The organism is Haloarcula sp. Atlit-7R (assembly GCF_003666065.1).
Lineage (GTDB): Archaea > Halobacteriota > Halobacteria > Halobacteriales > Haloarculaceae > Haloarcula > Haloarcula taiwanensis.
Window position 1 is genome coordinate 409,676 of sequence record NZ_QXIK01000003.1, and the last position, 16,734, is coordinate 426,409.

The 16,734-nt window shown below is 66.8% G+C and carries 20 protein-coding genes; 7 read left to right on the top strand and 13 right to left on the bottom strand.

What is annotated here, in order from left to right; genetic code table 11:
* Positions 1-15 precede the first annotated feature (15 nt).
* Positions 16-1,452, bottom strand: a complete 1,437-nt coding sequence (locus tag D3D01_RS09340) for an MATE family efflux transporter (protein WP_121512001.1) — start codon at positions 1,450-1,452, stop codon at positions 16-18.
* Positions 1,453-1,545: 93 nt separating this feature from the next.
* Here D3D01_RS09340 and D3D01_RS09345 point away from each other — a divergent pair, with 93 nt between their 5' ends.
* Entirely contained in the window at positions 1,546-1,962 is a 417-nt protein-coding gene (locus tag D3D01_RS09345; RefSeq protein WP_101348883.1) for a hypothetical protein, read from the top strand.
* Between the two features lie 58 nt (positions 1,963-2,020).
* Here D3D01_RS09345 and D3D01_RS09350 read toward each other — a convergent pair whose 3' ends face one another.
* Together D3D01_RS09350 and D3D01_RS09355 are read right to left on the bottom strand one after the other, a co-directional pair.
* Complete coding sequence (locus D3D01_RS09350) at positions 2,021-3,127, bottom strand: tRNA (guanine(26)-N(2))-dimethyltransferase (RefSeq protein ID WP_121512002.1); 1,107 nt, start codon at positions 3,125-3,127, stop codon at positions 2,021-2,023.
* 263 nt (positions 3,128-3,390) lie between these two features.
* Positions 3,391-5,073 (bottom strand): histidine kinase N-terminal 7TM domain-containing protein, encoded by a 1,683-nt coding sequence (locus D3D01_RS09355; RefSeq protein WP_121512003.1) that lies wholly within the window; start codon positions 5,071-5,073, stop codon positions 3,391-3,393.
* Between the two features lie 132 nt (positions 5,074-5,205).
* Here D3D01_RS09355 and D3D01_RS09360 point away from each other — a divergent pair, with 132 nt between their 5' ends.
* Positions 5,206-5,559: a hypothetical protein gene (locus tag D3D01_RS09360; protein WP_121512004.1), complete on the top strand. Its 354-nt coding sequence runs from the start codon at positions 5,206-5,208 to the stop codon at positions 5,557-5,559.
* A 195-nt stretch (positions 5,560-5,754) separates the two neighbouring features.
* On the opposite strand, the gene D3D01_RS09365 is transcribed toward D3D01_RS09360, so the two are convergent.
* The 7 genes from D3D01_RS09365 to D3D01_RS09395 all read right to left on the bottom strand — a co-directional run bounded on the left by D3D01_RS09365 (position 5,755) and on the right by D3D01_RS09395 (position 10,045).
* A complete protein-coding gene (locus D3D01_RS09365) occupies positions 5,755-6,489 on the bottom strand; it encodes an acetoacetate decarboxylase family protein (protein WP_199725383.1) in 735 nt (244 codons plus the stop codon).
* Positions 6,486-7,334: an SDR family oxidoreductase gene (locus D3D01_RS09370; RefSeq protein WP_121512006.1), complete on the bottom strand. Its 849-nt coding sequence runs from the start codon at positions 7,332-7,334 to the stop codon at positions 6,486-6,488. Before D3D01_RS09370 ends, D3D01_RS09365 begins: the two co-directional genes overlap by 4 nt.
* 24 nt (positions 7,335-7,358) lie before the next feature.
* A complete protein-coding gene (gene hisH, locus D3D01_RS09375) occupies positions 7,359-8,006 on the bottom strand; it encodes an imidazole glycerol phosphate synthase subunit HisH (protein ID WP_121512007.1) in 648 nt (215 codons plus the stop codon).
* 55 nt (positions 8,007-8,061) lie between these two features.
* Positions 8,062-8,649 carry a uracil-DNA glycosylase family protein gene (locus tag D3D01_RS09380; RefSeq protein WP_121512008.1) on the bottom strand — a complete coding sequence of 196 codons (588 nt, stop codon included), beginning with the start codon at positions 8,647-8,649 and terminating at the stop codon, positions 8,062-8,064.
* A gap of 75 nt (positions 8,650-8,724) precedes the next feature.
* Positions 8,725-9,168, bottom strand: coding sequence for a RidA family protein (locus D3D01_RS09385; RefSeq protein WP_121512009.1), 444 nt, complete (start codon positions 9,166-9,168; stop codon positions 8,725-8,727).
* Between the two features lie 143 nt (positions 9,169-9,311).
* Positions 9,312-9,863 carry a DUF99 family protein gene (locus D3D01_RS09390; RefSeq protein ID WP_121512010.1) on the bottom strand — a complete coding sequence of 184 codons (552 nt, stop codon included), beginning with the start codon at positions 9,861-9,863 and terminating at the stop codon, positions 9,312-9,314.
* Positions 9,860-10,045, bottom strand: coding sequence for a DUF5786 family protein (locus D3D01_RS09395; protein ID WP_004515979.1), 186 nt, complete (start codon positions 10,043-10,045; stop codon positions 9,860-9,862). Before D3D01_RS09395 ends, D3D01_RS09390 begins: the two co-directional genes overlap by 4 nt.
* 154 nt (positions 10,046-10,199) lie before the next feature.
* Here D3D01_RS09395 and D3D01_RS09400 point away from each other — a divergent pair, with 154 nt between their 5' ends.
* Together D3D01_RS09400 and D3D01_RS09405 are read left to right on the top strand one after the other, a co-directional pair.
* The gene (locus D3D01_RS09400; protein WP_121512102.1) at positions 10,200-10,811 is read left to right on the top strand and encodes an MBL fold metallo-hydrolase; all 612 of its coding nucleotides are present in this window, start codon (positions 10,200-10,202) and stop codon (positions 10,809-10,811) included.
* A 50-nt stretch (positions 10,812-10,861) separates the two neighbouring features.
* Positions 10,862-11,767 (top strand): hypothetical protein, encoded by a 906-nt coding sequence (locus tag D3D01_RS09405; RefSeq protein WP_121512011.1) that lies wholly within the window; start codon positions 10,862-10,864, stop codon positions 11,765-11,767.
* Between the two features lie 47 nt (positions 11,768-11,814).
* Here the strand turns inward: D3D01_RS09405 and D3D01_RS09410 are convergent, their stop codons facing one another.
* Entirely contained in the window at positions 11,815-11,964 is a 150-nt protein-coding gene (locus D3D01_RS09410) for a 50S ribosomal protein L40e (RefSeq protein ID WP_004515982.1), read from the bottom strand.
* Positions 11,965-12,100: 136 nt separating this feature from the next.
* On the opposite strand from D3D01_RS09410, the gene D3D01_RS09415 reads away from it, so the two are divergent.
* Entirely contained in the window at positions 12,101-13,174 is a 1,074-nt protein-coding gene (locus D3D01_RS09415) for a hypothetical protein (protein ID WP_121512012.1), read from the top strand.
* Positions 13,175-13,343: 169 nt separating this feature from the next.
* Here the strand turns inward: D3D01_RS09415 and D3D01_RS09420 are convergent, their stop codons facing one another.
* Positions 13,344-13,859 (bottom strand): DUF367 family protein, encoded by a 516-nt coding sequence (locus D3D01_RS09420; RefSeq protein WP_101348894.1) that lies wholly within the window; start codon positions 13,857-13,859, stop codon positions 13,344-13,346.
* An 87-nt stretch (positions 13,860-13,946) separates the two neighbouring features.
* Between D3D01_RS09420 and D3D01_RS09425 the strand changes: the two genes are divergently transcribed.
* Positions 13,947-15,593: a redoxin domain-containing protein gene (locus tag D3D01_RS09425; RefSeq protein ID WP_121512013.1), complete on the top strand. Its 1,647-nt coding sequence runs from the start codon at positions 13,947-13,949 to the stop codon at positions 15,591-15,593.
* Positions 15,590-15,970: a nuclear transport factor 2 family protein gene (locus D3D01_RS09430; protein ID WP_121512014.1), complete on the top strand. Its 381-nt coding sequence runs from the start codon at positions 15,590-15,592 to the stop codon at positions 15,968-15,970. Before D3D01_RS09425 ends, D3D01_RS09430 begins: the two co-directional genes overlap by 4 nt.
* Before the next feature lie 26 nt (positions 15,971-15,996).
* Here D3D01_RS09430 and D3D01_RS09435 read toward each other — a convergent pair whose 3' ends face one another.
* A complete protein-coding gene (locus tag D3D01_RS09435; protein WP_121512015.1) occupies positions 15,997-16,707 on the bottom strand; it encodes a class I SAM-dependent methyltransferase in 711 nt (236 codons plus the stop codon).
* Positions 16,708-16,734: the final 27 nt, after the last annotated feature.

Consider the following 16,734-nt stretch of genomic DNA (forward strand, 5'->3'; position numbering starts at 1 on the left):
GTCGACTGATTGATGTCAGTCGTCGAGCGCCGCGTCGGGCCGGTAGGATCGGCTCACGGCCCGCCACGTCCCCGAGTGGAACCGATAGTAGGTCACAGCCGCGGGAACCGCCGTCTCGAACACCAGCGAGGCGTACAGCGCAAGCGTGCCCAGCGGCGTGACGTAGCCGAGATACGCAAGCGGGAGGGCGAACAGGTACATCCCGGCCAGCTGTGAGTAAAACGGCCAGCGCGTGTCGCCGCTGGCACGGAGCGGTCCGATTGCGCCGCCGTCGACGCCCCGGAACACGACACTGCCACACGCGACGGCGACGAACACCGTCACCAGCGGGAGCACCGCGGGGTCCGAGACGAACAGGCGGGCGATGCCCCGTGAGAACGGGAGCAGTGTCGCTGCGACGACGATGTACACCCCGATACTCAGCCGGAGCACCGTCTGTGCCCAGACGCTCGCCTCGGCCTCGTTCCCGTCGCCCAGCGCCTGCCCGACCAGGCTACTGGACGCGAGACTCAGGCCCCAGTTCGGCGTATCGAGCAGCGCCCGGACGCGAAGCGCCACGACGTAGGCCGACACCACGCCCGGTCCGAACAGGCCGACGATGAACAGCCGCGGGAACTGCGCACCGGTCCGCGCGAGGTTGGCCCCGACCAACGGCGTTCCAGTTTCCGCGAGGCCCCGCCCCAGTTGTCGGTCGAGGAACGGGCGCGACACCGGAACCCGGACCGGAAACGCGCCGATGATCGGCAGGCCACCGCGAGCTAGCCCCACCGCGAACCCGACCGTGACCAGCGCGTTCGCGATGACCGTGCCAAGCGCCGCACCGACGACGCCGAGGCCGAACCCGAAGATGAAGACGGCGTTCAGCGCGATGTTGACGACTGCGCCGCCGGCCCGCAACAGCATCGGCGTCCAGGCGTCGTCGGCCCCGACCAGCGTCCGGCTGCCGATAAGATTCAGTGCGGCGAAGGGGACACCGAGGGCGATAATACGCAGGTACTGGACCCCGTACCCGACGGCTTCGAACCCCGTTCCGACGAGGTCGACGAGTAGTCCGGGGACGACCCAGTACGCCGCCGCCAGCGGGAGTGTCAGCCCGAGCACGACAGCGGCGCTGGTCGTGACGGTGACCGCCAGTTCCCCGTCGGCGTCGGCCCCGTACCGCTGTGACACCATGCCGATTGTCCCGCCGGCAACACCTGCGCCCAGCGCGAACACCAGTTCCCAGAACGGCGCGGCGAAGCCGACGCCGGCGATGGCGGTCGGTCCGAGCGCCAGCCCCACCATCGCCACGTCGACTGTCGACTTCGACATCCGTGCGAGCCCGGTGACGATTCGGGGCCAGGACAGGTCCGTCGCCCGGCGGACCCGCTCGTGCTCGACGAGGTCGTATCGTGCGAGCAGACTGCCGACGAGCAGTAGGACGCCACGGACCGGATTGAACGTGAAGGGCACGTCTCGCCACTGCTTTGCGGTCGACTCCGAAAGGTGTTAAGAAAGCGACGCCGCCCTCACAGGCTTTATACAGCGCCGCTGCAACGACCGGATATGGATACGGAAGCGGCCATCCGGCACGGGACGATGCAGGTAACCGTCCTGTTGCTCGTCGCGGCCGCGCTGGCTATCGGCTTCGGCGTTGCCGGCATCGGTGCGTCCCTGCCGATTGTCGTGGGGCTGCTGGTACTGACGGCTGTTCTGTTTGTTGCCCGTCCGGACGCGGACCGGTTCGGTCCCGTGGCTGGTGTCGATGTAGGCGGTATCGCCCGGTCGCTGTGGCTCGCGCCGCTCGTTACGGCGCTGGCGCTGCTCGTCCGCCTGTCGGCCACACCCGGAGAGGTACAGGCCATTGGCGGGCTGCTCGGTCTCGCGGGGATGGCGAACTACTTCCTGCGCCCGGTGTATCTGCTCGGCTACGATTTCGTCGCTGCGGTCCGGGAGAGCGTCGGGCGGGCGAACGGTCGGTAGGCATTGCTTCAACGCACATTTCTGTCGCAATCTGTGGCACTGTCCCCGATTCCCGATTCTACGACTCCGCCGTCGCCTCGCGGATTTCGACCACGTCGGCGTCCGTTTTGAACGTCGTCCCGCCGTAGTGCGTGCGTGAGGCCTCGTAGCCGGCGTCGCGCAGTTTCTCGATGAAGGTGTCCATCGCCTCTGCGCCGCGGCCCCAGCGCTTGCAGAGGCGGTGCTGGTCGTAGTGGGTCGGCGTGTCGAGTTCGGCCGACAGCGCCGCCAGCAGGTCCGTCGCCTCGTCGGCGGTGCCCATTTCTTCGGTCACGTGGCCGGCGACGGCGTCGGCGAAGTCGCGCTCGCAGGTCCGGCCGAGCCAGATGGGGCCGGCGGTCTGGAGGTGCTCGTCACAGACCGGACAGGCGTCGGGGACGTCGGCGATGAGGCCGTAGTCGTGGTCGCGCCAGAGGCAGTGCTGGCAGTGGTGGACGTAGCCCAGTTCGTCGATACAGTCGTTGGCGACTTTCGCGCCGTGGTCGAACTCCAGATAGGTCCGGGCGTAGTGTTTCGTCGCGTGGCTGAGAATCGGCCGGGCGGCGATGTCGTAGCGGGCGGCCGTGCGGACCATCGCCGACAGGAGGACGCGCATCCCCATCTCGGCGTGGAACTCGGTGTTGCGCGGCACCGCGCCGTAGGACCGGACGCCGCTCTCGAAGTGGGCCCCACACAGCGGCGCGGTGTCGGTGGCCGTCACACAGAGGAGGTGCTTGGTCCCCTGGACGGCCGCGTCGGCGAAGGGAATGGGCGTCCCGAACGGGTCCACGTCGACCACGTCGAAGGCCTCCGAGTGCATGAGGACGTTCGCGTCCGACCGCCGGACCGAGGCCGCGAGGTCGTTGCGAGCGAGGTTCTCCTCGCACAGCGCCGTCGCGTCGTCGTCGATGTCACACAGCGTCGTCTCCCAGTCGTTGGCCGCGGCGCGGACGCCCCGGATGCCGCTGGCGGCGGTGGCGTCCAGATACGTCGACACGCGGGGGGTTCGCTCGCGGTAGGCCCGCAGCGCCGCCACGGTGATGTCGCGGTTCAGCTCCTGAACGGGGTTGAAGAACACGTCCGCGCCCTTCCCGGCGTCGGGCTGTTCCGGCACCGTGACGCTCACTCGGCCCTCACTGACGCGCATACTCCCCGGTCCGTGCGGGCGCCGTTAAGTCGTTCGGACCTGCCTGTTGGGTCTGGCGGTGCTTGATTTATTACGAACGGCCAGAAAGCCCCCGGCCGCTCGACTACTGCGACTCGTTGCGCCCTTCACTCGCCACGCTCGTTCCAGTGCTTACGTCGTCTCGCACGTCGAGCGGCCGGCCCCTTTCGGTCCCACCCGATGTCGGCTGTGCAATGGCACTGAGTCTGGTCGGTTGTGGCGGCTGCCTACGTCGATTACCACATTCACGCCGCTTCGGTGGCCGTCCGCTCCTGTGGCAGTCGGACGGTCGCCGTCGTCCCGTCGCTCGTGTCGAAATCGAGGTCCCCCTCAAGCGTCGTGGTCGTCCAGCGGACGAGCCAGAGGCCGATGCCGCTGCCGTGGCTCAGGTCCGTCTCGCGGCCCCGCTCCAGCACGCCGAGTTCGTGCTCCGGCACCCCGGGACCGTCGTCGCTGACCGTCACCACCACGTCGTCGCCCTCGATTGTTGCGCCGACGGTGACGGCGGCGTCCGGGACGTGCTGGAGGGCGTTCTCGACGAGGTTGGCGAGCAGAATCTCTAACAGGGCGGGCTGGGTCGTCAGCCGGAGGTCGTCCGGTATCTCCACGGCGACCGAGCCGCCGTACTCCTCGCGGGCGGCCGCCACGACCTCGGCGGCGAGGTCGGCCAGCACGACGGGTTCGGGGGCCGCGTCGCCAGCCCCGGCTTCCGCGAGGGTGCGGGCCTTCTGGCCGGACTCGACCAGGCGCGTGACCGACCGCTCGATGGTCGTCGCGTGGTCGGCCTGTTCGCCGTCGAGCTCCGACGCCAGCAGTTCCGCCCGAGCCTGGATGACGACGCTTTCGTTGCGGACGTTGTGTCTGAGAAAACGGTTGAGCACTTCGAGGCGGCGCTCGCGGCGGATTTCGTCGGTGATGTCCTGAAAGACGACCGTGTAGCCCAACTGGGTGCCCGCCTCGTCCCGGAGCGCTGTCTGTTGGACTTTGAACTCGCGGTGTCGACCACCGGCCTCAACGGACACCCGTGAACTCCCGCCGTCGGTCGCGATGTCGTCGTCGCCGAGAAAGTCGTTCAGCGGCTCCGTCAGTGTCTCGTGCTTGTCGACGGCGAGCATCCGCTCGGCGGCGGGGTTGAGGTTCACCACGCGGCCCTGCCCGTCGACGATGGCGACCGGCGTGGCGATGTCGTGGATGGCCGCCCGCTCGCCGGCCCGGCGGGTCGCCGGGTGGAACTCGAACATGTCGCTGCGGACGAACGCGTACAGGTCCAGGGCGACGTGGGGCAGGAACATGAGCGTCGTCAGGTTCACCGCCGGCACCGGCCCGACGCCGCCGGCCCACAGCAACACCGCAGCGCCGGGCGGTATCGGACTCAGTCCGACCGCCAGCGCCTCGCGCCGGTACAGCGGGCCGTAGCTGACGACCGTATCGAACACCAGCAGGGTCCCGAAACTGACGAACAGCATCGCGACGATAATCGTGAGCAGTCCGACCGGCAGGACGGCGTACTCGGCCCCCGCGCTGCCGGCGGCCGGTACGACACGGAACCCCTGCCAGACCACGGTATGGAGCGGGTTCGTGACGACGAGCGCCGTGCCGGCCAGCGGGAGCGCTGCCACAGCCCGATACCACCAGCTCTCTAGGACGGTCGTCCGGCCGGTGTATCCCAGCGCAAAGGAGAGGAAACAGAAGCCTATCCAGATGATGCCCAGCCAGGCGACCATCTCCAGCGCGAGGCGAAGGGTCGGGTCGAACACCAGCAGCGCCACGCCGTAGCTGAAACACCAGACCGTCTGCGTGACGATGGTCGCGACGAACCACCGCGCGCCGGGCTTGTCCCAGTGCGTCCGGAGCTGTGCCAGCAGATACAGCGACCCGATCCCCGAGGCAAACGAGCCCAGCGCCAGCCACGGGAGGTCGAGATTCATGTCGGAACAAATCTGTACTCCGTGTTTATCTTTCTGGGCACAGTACAAGCATTGATAACTCCTCCGTCGCCTGCCAGATAGCCGGGACGTGGCTATTGAAGCCGACGCCGTTTTGTCACCCCTTTCCGTAGCATGGATGTGACCGGAGTCGAGGAGTGGGTGGCCGACCTCGAAGCCGCCGGGGAGCTGACCCCCGACGCAGTGTCGGCTATCGTCGATGTCCACGGCGACCGCGGCCACCAGGCCATCGAGGCTGTCGGCGAGAGCCGGGTCAAGCAGTACCGGGATTTCACCGTCGTCGTGGGCCACGACGACGAGTACATCGTCGAGGACGGCGGCTGTACCTGCGCCGACAGCGAGTACAACCTCGACGCCGACGACCCCGACCAGCTCTGCTGGCACGCCATCGCCGTTCACGTCGCCGAGGCCATCGACGCCGTCGACGAGCACGATATGTGGTACTCTGAGGTCCGGGAGTTCCTGTAGACCACCTTTTTCAGCGTCGGGTTCGAGTCGCGCTCCCCGAGCGCGCTCGAACCACTCCTTGAAAAACGTGGGCGAAAAAGGCCGGATTCGCCGCTTGCGGCGAGTCCGGGGAAACCGCACGCCGTCGGCGCGCGGTATGCTATGCGGCACGGCTTCCGCACCGCTCTGCTCCGTTCCTGCTACTGCACCGCCCCGCTACCGCTCCACCGGTCGCCCAGCGCCGTACGCGATCCGACCATCCAGCGAGAACCGAAGGACGGACCGGGTACCGAGGTCGAGGGAGCGGAGCGTGTCGGCCCGCTCGTGGTTGCCCAGGTCCACGTCGACGCGGTTGCTCAGCGGTGCGATCCCCAATTTCCCCTGGAACTCGATTAGCGTCCGTTCGAGTTGTCCCTCCCGAACTGCGTAGCTCTCGACCGTTTCCCGGCGCTTCCAGGCTCGGGGCCAGTCTATGCCGACCGTTGCCACGCGGCTACCGTCCTCGACGACCGTCGTCTCGCGGCGGGTCGCGTCGTCGCGGTGGGTGATGTCGGCGACCGTTTTCGGATAGCCCCAGATTTCGTCGCCGAGGGCGCGAGCGGGTTCAGTCGTAACCGGGAGTGACCAGACGTAGCCGCCGACGTCGCGAGTCAGCAGTGGAAGCAACGGCGGCCGCCGCCCGTCTGGCGTCGCCGCGACTATCACCGCGAACTCGTCGTAGGGGGCCATCGCGTCGTCGCCGATGCGGTGGTACTCGACACAGAGGACCACGACCGCGGCCCGGCGGGCCGTCGCCCGAACCGGCGCCAGCCCGTCGGGTAGCAGTGACTCCGCAACGTCGTGCCGCGCCGGGAGCACCGCGCCGGCGACCGTCGCCTCGGTGACCAGCGGGAGCGTCACTTCGTGGCCGGTCGAGAGCCGAACTCTGTCGCCGTCGCTCAGTCGCTTCACCGCAGCCACCGCCCCAGAAACGAACTCGCTCGACCGAACCCGCGGTGAATCGGGTCCTGCAGTCGCGCCGGAAGCCAGTGGGTCCACCGGACGAACGTGGCGAAGGCCCCGACGGGGTAGCGAGCCTTTGGCGCGGTGTCTGTCGCCGCGGCCAGCACCGTCGCGGCGACTGTCTCCGGGGTTGTCGCCAGCGGTCCGCCGGTGAGTACCCAGCCGTCCTCCAGCGCCTCGTACGTCTCGTCGTAGGCTGGCGTCCGGCCCTCGTCACGCAGACTCCCCAGCGCGCCATCAGCGAAGCCGGTGTCTACCCACGCCGGTTCGACGAGCGAGACGTGGACATCGTCCGCGCCGGCGACCTCTATCCGCAGTGCGTCGGACAGCGACTCGACGGCGGCCTTGCCGGCCGAATACACGCCGAGCCCGGGCGAGGCGGTATGGCCCAGCACGCTAGAGACAGTAATGATGCGCCCGCCGTGCTCGCGCATCTCGGGTAGCACTGCCTGTACGAGCCGGTGTGGGCCGTGGACCAGCACGTCGAACTGCTTGCGAACGTCGCCGCTGCCAGTGTCCTCGACCGGGCCGGCGACGCCGTAACCGGCGTTGTTCACCAGACAATCGAGTCGTCCCGCCTCTTCGACGATGTGGTCGACGACGCCCTCGACCTGCGCCTCGTCGGTCACGTCGAGTTCGAGACAGCGACAACGCTCGTGGATATCTTCGGGAAACGCCGTCCGAACGTCCGTCGCGTAGACGGTCCAGCCGTCGTCGGCGAACGCCCGCGCCGTCGCCGCTCCGATACCCGACGCTGCCCCGGTGAGCAGGACGACAGAATCTCCTGTAGACATACGAACGAATCCCGAGTCCAGAACTCAGTGGTCGAGGCAGTAGTCGACGTAGTTCCGGAGGATGCGCAGCCCCGTCTCGCCCGACTTCTCCGGGTGGAACTGCGTGCCGAAGACGTTGCCGGCGTCGTTGGCGACGATGGAGGCGAAATCCGTCCCGTAGTCCGTCGTCGCCACCGTCGCGTTCTCGTCGTCCGGGACGGCGTAGTAGGAGTGGACGAAGTAGGCGTGCTCCCCATCCACGCCCTCGACGAGCGGGTGGTCCCGCGTCACGTCGAGTTCGTTCCAGCCCATGTGCGGGACGGTCTGGTCGCGGCTGAACCGGACGTTCTGTCCGGGGATGAGGTCGAGCCCCTCGGCGTCGCCCTGCCCTTCGTGGTCGGCCTCCTCGCTCGTCGTCAGGAGCATCTGCATCCCGAGACAGATCCCGAACAGGGGCTTTCCGGCCTCGGCCTGTTCGACCAGCGCCTCGCGGAACGGGCCGGCGTTGTCCATCCCTTCGGAGAAGGCCCCGACGCCGGGCAGAACGATGCCGTCGGCCGCGTCGAACTCCGCGGGGTCCTCTGAGAGGGTCACGTCCGCGCCGGCGCGTTCGAGGCCGCGCGTGACGCTCCGGAGGTTCCCCAGTCCGTAATCGACGACGACCACGTCCGCGGTCGTCTGTCTGACACTCATACGTCGTCGTAGGCGAACGGAGGGTAAGTGATTTCCTGTTCGCGCAAGGCTGGACTCAGAACTCGCCGAGCCGCGACTGTCCGCTCCGAGCGTCGGTGAACTCCGCGGCGGTTTCCAGCGCCGCCTCGAACGTCTCCTTCTGGCTCGGGTCGTACAGCGTCGCCGCCGGATGGACAGAGACGAGGATGCGTCGTGGCTGACCGGCGATGGCCACGTCGAACACGTCGCCCGCTTCGCCGGTGACGGCGACGTCACGCCCAAGCAGATGTTCGGCCGGGACTTTCCCGAGCGTGACCACGACCGCCGGGTCGACACGGTCGATCTCGGTTTCCAGGTACTCCCGGCAGTTCGCCAGTTCGCCCGCCCGCGGGTCGCGGTTGTCCGGCGGGCGACACCGCACGCAGTTCGTGATGCGAACGTCGCCGCGGTCAAGGCCGGCATCGCGTAGCCCATCGTCCAGCACGTCGCCGCTGCGACCGACGAACGGCTCGCCCTGTTCGTCCTCGTTCGCGCCGGGAGCCTCCCCGACGAACAACAGATCCGCATCCGCGGGGCCGACACCGTTGACGATGCGCGAGCGCGAGTGACAGAGGTCATCACAGCGCTCACAGCCGACGACGTTGAGGCCGTCCATCTGCTCCATGCGCTGCCGTTTGCACTGGGGACTCTCAAACGCAGCGGTCCGCCGCGCGGTCGCCGACGAGGCCGCCGGCAACGACTACCGTTTCACACCCGTTGCTTCGATCTGCACCGCCGCGTCGTTCGGCAGGCTTGAAACGCCGACGACGGTCCGTGACGGTCGCTGTCCGTCGAAGAACTCCGCGTACGCCCGCTTGACTGCCGGTAGCTCGTCCATCTCGGCGAGGTACACGGTCGTGCGAAGCAGGTCGTCCGGTTCGAGGCCGGACTCGGCCGCCATGGTCCGAACCCGGTCGAGCGCGTCACGTGTCTGCTCCCGAACGCCGCCGCTCCGGGCCGTCTCCCTGTCGGGGGTCTGCCCGTCGAAGAACACGAGCTGGCTGTCCTGCCGGCGCGTCCCGTAGACGCTGCGGTCCGTCGGCTGGTCGCTTTCGTACCGGGTGACGGTACTGTCGACGTTGCGCTGTTCGTTCTGCTCTACCGATTCGACGGTCTTCCTCGTGCGCGTTCTGCTTTCGGCCATCGTGGTCCTACGTACACCGTGCCGTACAATCAGTGTGGGTTTAGTAATAGCTAAAGAATTGCCTGAGTCTGAACAGGGCAGATAGCCTTTTCCTCCACTTTCTGAGAATGCGTTAGTGATAGGTAAGCCAGTCACCGGCAGCGTCACGCCATCTCGACCAGGCCCCGCGCCGCCAGTCGGGCGACACGGAGCGGTTCCGGACGGCCGCCCTCAGGCGTGAACGCGCGGACGACGTCGGCGGCGGCACTGTCGTTAAGACCGACGCTCCGGACGTACACTGTCTCGTCGTTCACCGTCACCGGTCGGCGCTCCGGCTGGGTGCGGTAGGTCGCCAGCCGGTCCTGTACGACATCGGGGTTGTCGAACGCCTCGCGGATGGCCCCTTCCAGCCCCGGCGAGGACTCGAAGGTGACAGAGACGACTGGCAGGTCGGTGTGGCCGTGAATCTGTTGGAGGTCAAGTATGTTGAACCACGCCGGCGCGATACCCGCCACCAGCAGGCAGCGGATGTCCTCCCGGTCCAGTCGGTCAACCATCGCACACACCGTCTCGGTCGCGTCGCTCCCACCGACCGTGGCAGTGCTGAAAACAAAGCCGTCAGTCACTCTACTGGCGCGGACGACAGCGCCAGCGAACTGACTGGTTTCCGCTCGGTACGACTCCGCAACGCCGAGGGCCCGTGCCCCTGATTTCACGTGTTCTGGTTGTCTTTGATGTCTTCCAGTCTGTCGAGTAGTTCGTCGTTCGACGCGGTGAACTCGTATTCGATGTCGCCCTCGTGGGCGTTTTCTTCAGCATCGAGGCCGTCCTCGTCCTCGAAGTCTGTGTCGTACTCCTGATTGTCTTGTTCCGATTCGTCGTAGCTCCCGAACCCCATGGTACGTGTACAACTATGACGTTCACAGTAAAAAATCACTCGCCGACCCAATCGTATAAGTGAATTAATACGACGGGGCGTCGCTCTTGGAGACGCTGTGGCGACCGGCAGCCGGGACAGTACACTCAAGCGGGCCGCGCCACAGGGTTCGTGTATGGACGTTCACAACGTCACCGCCGAGGCCGAGACGTTCACCTGCAACGCCTATCTCGCGACCGGCGAGCAGACGACGCTGGTCGACGCCGGCGCGATGCGCGGCGTCGTCGACGTCATCCGCGAGCACGTCGATACGCTCGACGCCGTCGTCTTGACCCACCAGCACGGCGACCACGTCCAGCAGCTCGACGCCGTCCTCGACGCCTTCGACGTGCCGCTGTACGCCTACGGCTCCTATCCGCGCCGGGACCACGCACTCGCCGACGGCGACACGCTCACCGTCGGCGACGAGGAGTGTGAGGTCATCTACACGCCGGGCCACGCCGACGACCACGTCTCGCTCGTCTCCGAGTCGTCCCTGTTTTCCGGTGACGTGGTTGTTCACGACGACGGCGCGTTCGGCGACGGCTCCTTCGGCCGCACGGACCGCCCCGGTCAGTCCCGCGAGCGCCTCATCGAAAGCATCGAGACCCTCCTCGACCGCATGCCTGCCGGCGTCGAACACATGTACTCGGGTCACGGCGGCGTCTTCCACGGCGATGTCCGCGAGGTCGTCGAGCGCGCCCTCGAACGGGCCGAGCGCCGCGAGCCGAAGTATCCCGACGAGTGACCACCCGAAACCGGCACAACGCTCTCGTGGGCGGGCCGATATTCGACACCATGAACCAGCGACTTCTGACGGGGGCGGCCCTGGCGCTTTCCGGCGTTGTACTGGCCGCCATCCAGGTGCTTCACGCGGTCCAGCAGACCCGGATTCCAGTGGCGGTCGCGGTAGATGCGCTCCCCTTTGCGGCGATGGGGCTGGCGATAGCGTACGCGGGCGTCTGGCTCGCTCGCGACACAACGTCCGAGGGGGCAGCGTCCCGGGTGGCCGCGTGGGCCGCCGGCGGAACTGTGACGTTCGCCGCTGTGGCGGCGCTGCTGTTGTTCAGCCAGCGCGTGACCTCCGGCTCACTCGCCCGGGCGTCGTACGTAACGGTCGATCTCGTTACCGTTGGCGCGCTGGCCGGTGTTCTTGTCGGTCTGTACGACGCCCGGAGCCGCAGTCGGCTCCGCGAACTGGCGGCCGAGCGCGACCGCATTGAGGCGTTCGCCGGGAAGGCGGCCGACGTAAACAACTACGGACGCGCCATCGCCAGCGCCCCCAGCGTCGACGGCGTCGCTGCCTTCGTCGTCGAGGCCTTCGGCACGATGACCGGCATGGAGGAGACGGCCGTCATCCGGCTCAGGGACGGCGATGCGGTGGCGCTCGCGAACACGATTCGAACCGTGCCGGTCGACGCCGTCGGCTCGCTCGCACGGGAAGTCCGGACACAGCAACAGGGCGAGGTCACCGTTCACGACCGGCCGTTCGCCGTCGACTTCCCCGAGTCAGTCACCGATTGCGTGTCGGCGGTGGTTCTGGACGACGCGGACACGACGACAGTCGTTCTCTCAGTGACGACAGACGAGACGACTGTCGGCGAAGAAGACACAAAACTGCTGGAACTCATTGTCTCACACGCATCGGTTCGCCTGGCGACGCTCGACCGGCAGGCAGTGGACAAAGACCCAACTGACCGGTAAGCTGCCGACGAAGTGCCACCGGATACCGGCGGCAACTGATCCGAAAATTAGGCGCTGCGGGTTTCTTTCGCCTTCGGACGCAGGTTGCCGTAGCCACACTTCCGACACTGTTGGGCGCGCTCTGGGTTCCGAGCGTTACACCGCATGCAGATCTGCTTGTTGAGGAGTCGATCGGACGCTGTCTCGAAGCTAGCCATGCGCGCTTATTTCCGGTGCGCGCGTTTAAGCTTTGAGTTTCGGTCCGGGACCGATTCAGCGTGGACCGACATTGAAAGACAGGGAGACACCGTAAGTCGCCGCCGGCTTTAGATACCCGAGCGGCGAAGCCGGCGTATGTACGAGCAGGTCGCAGACCTCCCGGTCACCGTCGAGCGCTGTGCGTTCGAGCGCCGAGAACGGGCGACGTCCAGCGGATTCGACCGGGTGACGACCGGTATCCGACTCTCCGGCGCGGGGAAAACCGGCAGTGGGGAGGACGTGACGTACAGGACAGAGGCCCACGATGCACTGCAGGATGCCGACGCGTTGCAGGGCGCGGACTTCCCGCTGGTCGGCGAGTACACCGTCGATTCCTTTTCGACGGCGCTGGCCGAGGCCGACCTGTGGCCCGAACCCCCAGACGAGGAGCGCTTCCGTCACTACCGGCGCTGGGGGTTCGAGAGCGCGGCGCTCGACCTGGCCCTGAAGCAGGCCGACACGGACCTCGGGTCGGCGCTCGGACGGCAGTACAACCCGGTGAACTTCGTCGTCTCGACGCGGCTCTCGAACGCGGACGACGACACGCCACCGACGGCTGACAGACTGGCGATGCTGTGTAAGCGTTACGGCGACCTTTCGTTCAAACTCGACCCCACGCCGTCCTGGAGCGACGCCCTCATTGACGAGCTGACGGACTACGACGTTCGGGTGCTGGACCTGAAAGGGCTGTACGAGGGGACGGATGTCGACGTAGAGGCAGACCCCGAGTTCTACCGCCGTGTCGTCGACGGCCTCCCGGACGCGCTGATTGAGGACCCCGACCTGACCGACGCGACTCGGCCGGTTTTCGACGGACAAGAGGCGCGCGTCACCTGGGACGTGCCTATCACCGGCGTCGAGAGCATCGAGGCGCTGCCGTTCGAACCGGAGTGGCTCAACATGAAACCGTCCCGTTGCGGGACCGTCGAGTCGGTGCTTGCGACCATCGACTACTGCGAGGAACACGGCATCGACCTGTACGGCGGCGGCCAGTTCGAACTCGGCGTCGGCCGCGACCACATACAGGCGCTGGCGTCGCTGTGTTACCCTGACGGGCCGAACGACGTCGCGCCCGGCGGATACAACGACCCCGAGCCGAATGCGGACCTACCGACGAGTCCACTTACGCCACCTGACGAGCCGGCCGGAATCGGGACCGGGTTCTCGTAGGCGACCTTAGATATGAAGCCGAAGTTACATTATTGTACGCATACTAACTATTGTTATGCGGTGTCAAGTCTGCGGAGAACGCATCGACGACGTGCTGGAGGCACACGCACGGCAGGCCTGTCCACACTGTGATGCGCCGCTCCTCGAAAAGCCAGCAACGCCACAGTGACTACTCCTCGGCGAGGTAGTCGTCCTGTACGTCGATGACGTCGCTCGAATCCTCGCAGTTCGCGTACCGTCCCAGCGGCTCCTCGTTCAGTTCCAGAAACGTGTGGCCCCAAGAGAACGTCGACAGAATCCGTTCGGCGTGGTCGCGCTCCCCGAGAATGACGAGTGCGCCGGCGAACGCTTCGACGGTATTGAGCTGGAAGGCCGTCCCGTAGTTGACCGGATTGCCGGCGACGAGAAACGGGAGCGAGCGGTGTATCCCCTCGAGGTCGAACGCCTCCCGTTCGGCGGTCTCCCAGGAGCAATCGAGCGCGACCAGGCGGCTGTGGCGAGCGCCGTCGCCGGCGGTCGGCCGGTCGGCCGGGGACAGCGCCTGCTCGGCGAAGGGGTTGAGCACGATTCCGGGCGGCGTCGACCGCGTCGCGCGGTGGAGTTCGGCCTCGTCCATTCGGGCCAGCTTCCGCGCGCTACATTTGTCGGGGTCGTCGTCACCCTCATATCGGACGTGCAGTTCCACACGAACGGTACCACCGTAGCCGATAAAAACGCCTCGCTCTGCGATAGTGTGCAAACACTGTTATAGCCGGCCTCAGTTGTACAACGTGTGCTTTCAGAGGGGACAGCGGCACCACTGTTCGAACTACCGGCGCTCGTTGATGGCGACTGCCAGCGAGTCGGACTGGCAGACTATCTCGGCGAGGATGTCGTCATCCTCGCGTTCTATCCGGCGGATTTCAATCCGGCCTGTGACGAGACGTCCTGTGATCTGGACGAACTCGACCTCTTTACGATGCAGAAAGACGTGACTATTCTGGGGATCAGCCCGGATTCGGTGTACAGCCACCGGGCTTTTGCCGACCGCTACGGCCTGAAAATTCCGCTGCTGTCCGACACTGACCACGAGGTCGCCCGCGAGTACGGACTCGACTTTATCGACGATATCGGCCAGCAGCTCATCGAGCGCGCCGTTGTCGTCATCGACCACGACGGCGACGTGCAGTACGCCTGGAGTACCGACGACCTTCAGGCACTTCCCCGTGTCGGAGAAATCAAAGACGCTATCGCGGACACCGGCGGTGACGACACTGCGTTCGCCCGCTACCGCGTCGGCCACGCCCACTACACGGAGGGGCGGCGCGCATTCACGTCGGCGATGAGTGCCTTCGGCGAATCGGAGTGGATGGTCGCACAGGGCGACTTCCAGCAGGCACGCGACGAGTTCGCCGACGCCGAAGACCACTTCGACACCGCTGTTCGGTTCGTCGACGACGAGTCTCTGAGACCGATTTACGAGGACGCAAAGACGAAGGCGAACTCGCTGTGGCAGGCCAGCGACTGGCTCACACAGGCCGCCCGTGCCTACTCTAGCGGGAACGGCGCCGAGGGCCAGCAACTCCGCGACGACGCGGAGCGGCCGCTTGAAACCGCCCGCGGCTACGAGGAACCCCCGGACCCTGACGGCCCGTGGCCGCCAGATGTGGAGACGCTGGAAACAGAGGCAGACGACGACCGACCAGCCTTCCTCACACAGGACGAGACGGCTGTGGATACTTCGCTCGACGTAGATATCGACGAGGAAGTCGAACAGACGGACCGCGAACTGTCTGAGACAGCGCCGCCGCCTGAGGACGCCGATGCGGCCGATGACACGCGAGATGGTGCCGATGGGCCGACGATAGAAGCAGCCGAGGAGACGACGGCGGGGACAGCTGACCAGCCACCGAATTCGGCGGAGACTTCGACCAGCGACGCGACCGCTCTTGCGGACCAGTCGACAGCGGCGGAATCTGATGCTTCGTCGGCCGACGACGGCCCGCCGGAGTCGGTGTCGCCGCCGGACGGGGACGGTGAGCTTTCGGACGTTGATGACACCGATATCGAGGAGATTCAGGCCGAACTGGCCGCCAGCGACGCCGAGAACGAGCCGACGGAGCCGCTGGACGAGACCCCGACCGCGATGGTCGAAGCGCCTCCAGACACAGTCGGTCGCGGGGACGACGCTCCCACACAGGATGCGCCGGACGGCGAGCAGTCGACCGCCGGCTCGTCGCCGGACGCCGCCACCGCCTCAGGGACGGAGACCGACGACGCAGTTGAGCTGGACCTAGCCGACCCGACGGGCGACGACGGCGACACGGGAGAAGCAGCCGAACCGGGACACACTGACGATGCTGTCCCGGACGCAGCTGACGAGCCGTCCGATGCGGAGAGCGATAGAGACACGCCTGACGACCACGAAGCAGACCTGTGATGCGACCCGCGCTTCTTCGGCGGACACGGGCCTACTACGACGCCATCGACGGCGACGACTACGACCAGTTGGCCTCGCTGCTCACCCCGTCGTTCGTCCACGACCGCCCCGACCGGACCATCGACGGCCGGGACCAGTTCGTACAGTTCATGCGTGAGGGACGGCCCCAGACGGACACCACGCATCCGCTGGACGGCCTCTACTGTCGGCAGAAAGACAGCGCGGCCGAGTCGATAGACGGCGACGACACGGCGACGGCGGAAGTCATCGCTCGCGGTCGCCTACTCGATGCTGACGGTGAGCGTATCGTCGGGTTCGTCGACGTGTTCACGTTCGCCGGGGACGACATCGAGCGCATCGAGACGTACACGCGCTGATGCTGCCCGCCCGCGGCGTTATTAGTTCACCCTCCCGGTAGCGACAGCCGAACGCCGTACATCGACCCGTCGGTTTCGGTCTCGACGAGCGCGTCCACGGTCCACGGGGTCTCGCTGACCGCGGTACGGAACTGCGAGGGTGTAATCAGTAGCAGGTCCGTCCACGGGCCGGCCAGCCCGTCGTACTCGACGCGGAAGGTCCGGTAGGCGACACCGAGCTGGACGAGGTGGGCCGCGTCAGTCTCCGGGTCTGCCGGGTCGAGCGTGTCCATGTCGGCGACGAGACGACCGCCGGGCCGCGTCACCGCCGCCAGTTCGGTGAGCGTCGTCCGGAGGTCGGCCAGCGAACTGCCGAGGCCGAGTTGTTTGCCCAGGGCCACGACCGTCTCAAACCCGTCACCGGGTGGCTGTCGAAGGTCGACGACCACCGGACGCGTGACGCCGCGCTCGCTGGCGACCGCGACAGCCCCCGGACTCCGGTCGACCGCTAGCACGCTGTGGCCGCGCTCCTGTAGCGCGAGTGTGTGCCGGCCGACGCCACAGCCGGCGTCGAGGACACGTCCCGTCACGTCCGAGAACAGATCCCGCTCGATAGGATGCCATTCCGACGGCCGCTCGAAGTAGCCTGCCAGATGCGCCTCGGTCACATCGTCGTCGTCGCGGCGATAGCGGGGCCGTTCGGCGAGGTCCCCGCGGTGGAAGTCCAGTACCATCTGCCCGAAAGCGTCGTCCAGCATACTTCGGCGGTGCCGGCGAACGAATGT

What these genes read in the sequence shown, in the direction of transcription:
- D3D01_RS09345 (WP_101348883.1), top strand. Translation starts at nt 1,546, where the DNA reads ATGGATACGGAAGCGGCCATCCGGCACGGGACGATGCAGGTAACCGTC.
- D3D01_RS09350 (WP_121512002.1), bottom strand. Translation starts at nt 3,127, where the DNA reads ATGCGCGTCAGTGAGGGCCGAGTGAGCGTCACGGTGCCGGAACAGCCC.
- D3D01_RS09355 (WP_121512003.1), bottom strand. Translation starts at nt 5,073, where the DNA reads ATGAATCTCGACCTCCCGTGGCTGGCGCTGGGCTCGTTTGCCTCGGGG.
- D3D01_RS09360 (WP_121512004.1), top strand. Translation starts at nt 5,206, where the DNA reads ATGGATGTGACCGGAGTCGAGGAGTGGGTGGCCGACCTCGAAGCCGCC.
- D3D01_RS09370 (WP_121512006.1), bottom strand. Translation starts at nt 7,334, where the DNA reads ATGTCTACAGGAGATTCTGTCGTCCTGCTCACCGGGGCAGCGTCGGGT.
- hisH (WP_121512007.1), bottom strand. Translation starts at nt 8,006, where the DNA reads ATGAGTGTCAGACAGACGACCGCGGACGTGGTCGTCGTCGATTACGGA.
- D3D01_RS09380 (WP_121512008.1), bottom strand. Translation starts at nt 8,649, where the DNA reads ATGGAGCAGATGGACGGCCTCAACGTCGTCGGCTGTGAGCGCTGTGAT.
- D3D01_RS09385 (WP_121512009.1), bottom strand. Translation starts at nt 9,168, where the DNA reads ATGGCCGAAAGCAGAACGCGCACGAGGAAGACCGTCGAATCGGTAGAG.
- D3D01_RS09395 (WP_004515979.1), bottom strand. Translation starts at nt 10,045, where the DNA reads ATGGGGTTCGGGAGCTACGACGAATCGGAACAAGACAATCAGGAGTAC.
- D3D01_RS09400 (WP_121512102.1), top strand. Translation starts at nt 10,200, where the DNA reads ATGGACGTTCACAACGTCACCGCCGAGGCCGAGACGTTCACCTGCAAC.
- D3D01_RS09405 (WP_121512011.1), top strand. Translation starts at nt 10,862, where the DNA reads ATGAACCAGCGACTTCTGACGGGGGCGGCCCTGGCGCTTTCCGGCGTT.
- D3D01_RS09410 (WP_004515982.1), bottom strand. Translation starts at nt 11,964, where the DNA reads ATGGCTAGCTTCGAGACAGCGTCCGATCGACTCCTCAACAAGCAGATC.
- D3D01_RS09415 (WP_121512012.1), top strand. Translation starts at nt 12,101, where the DNA reads ATGTACGAGCAGGTCGCAGACCTCCCGGTCACCGTCGAGCGCTGTGCG.
- D3D01_RS09435 (WP_121512015.1), bottom strand. Translation starts at nt 16,707, where the DNA reads ATGCTGGACGACGCTTTCGGGCAGATGGTACTGGACTTCCACCGCGGG.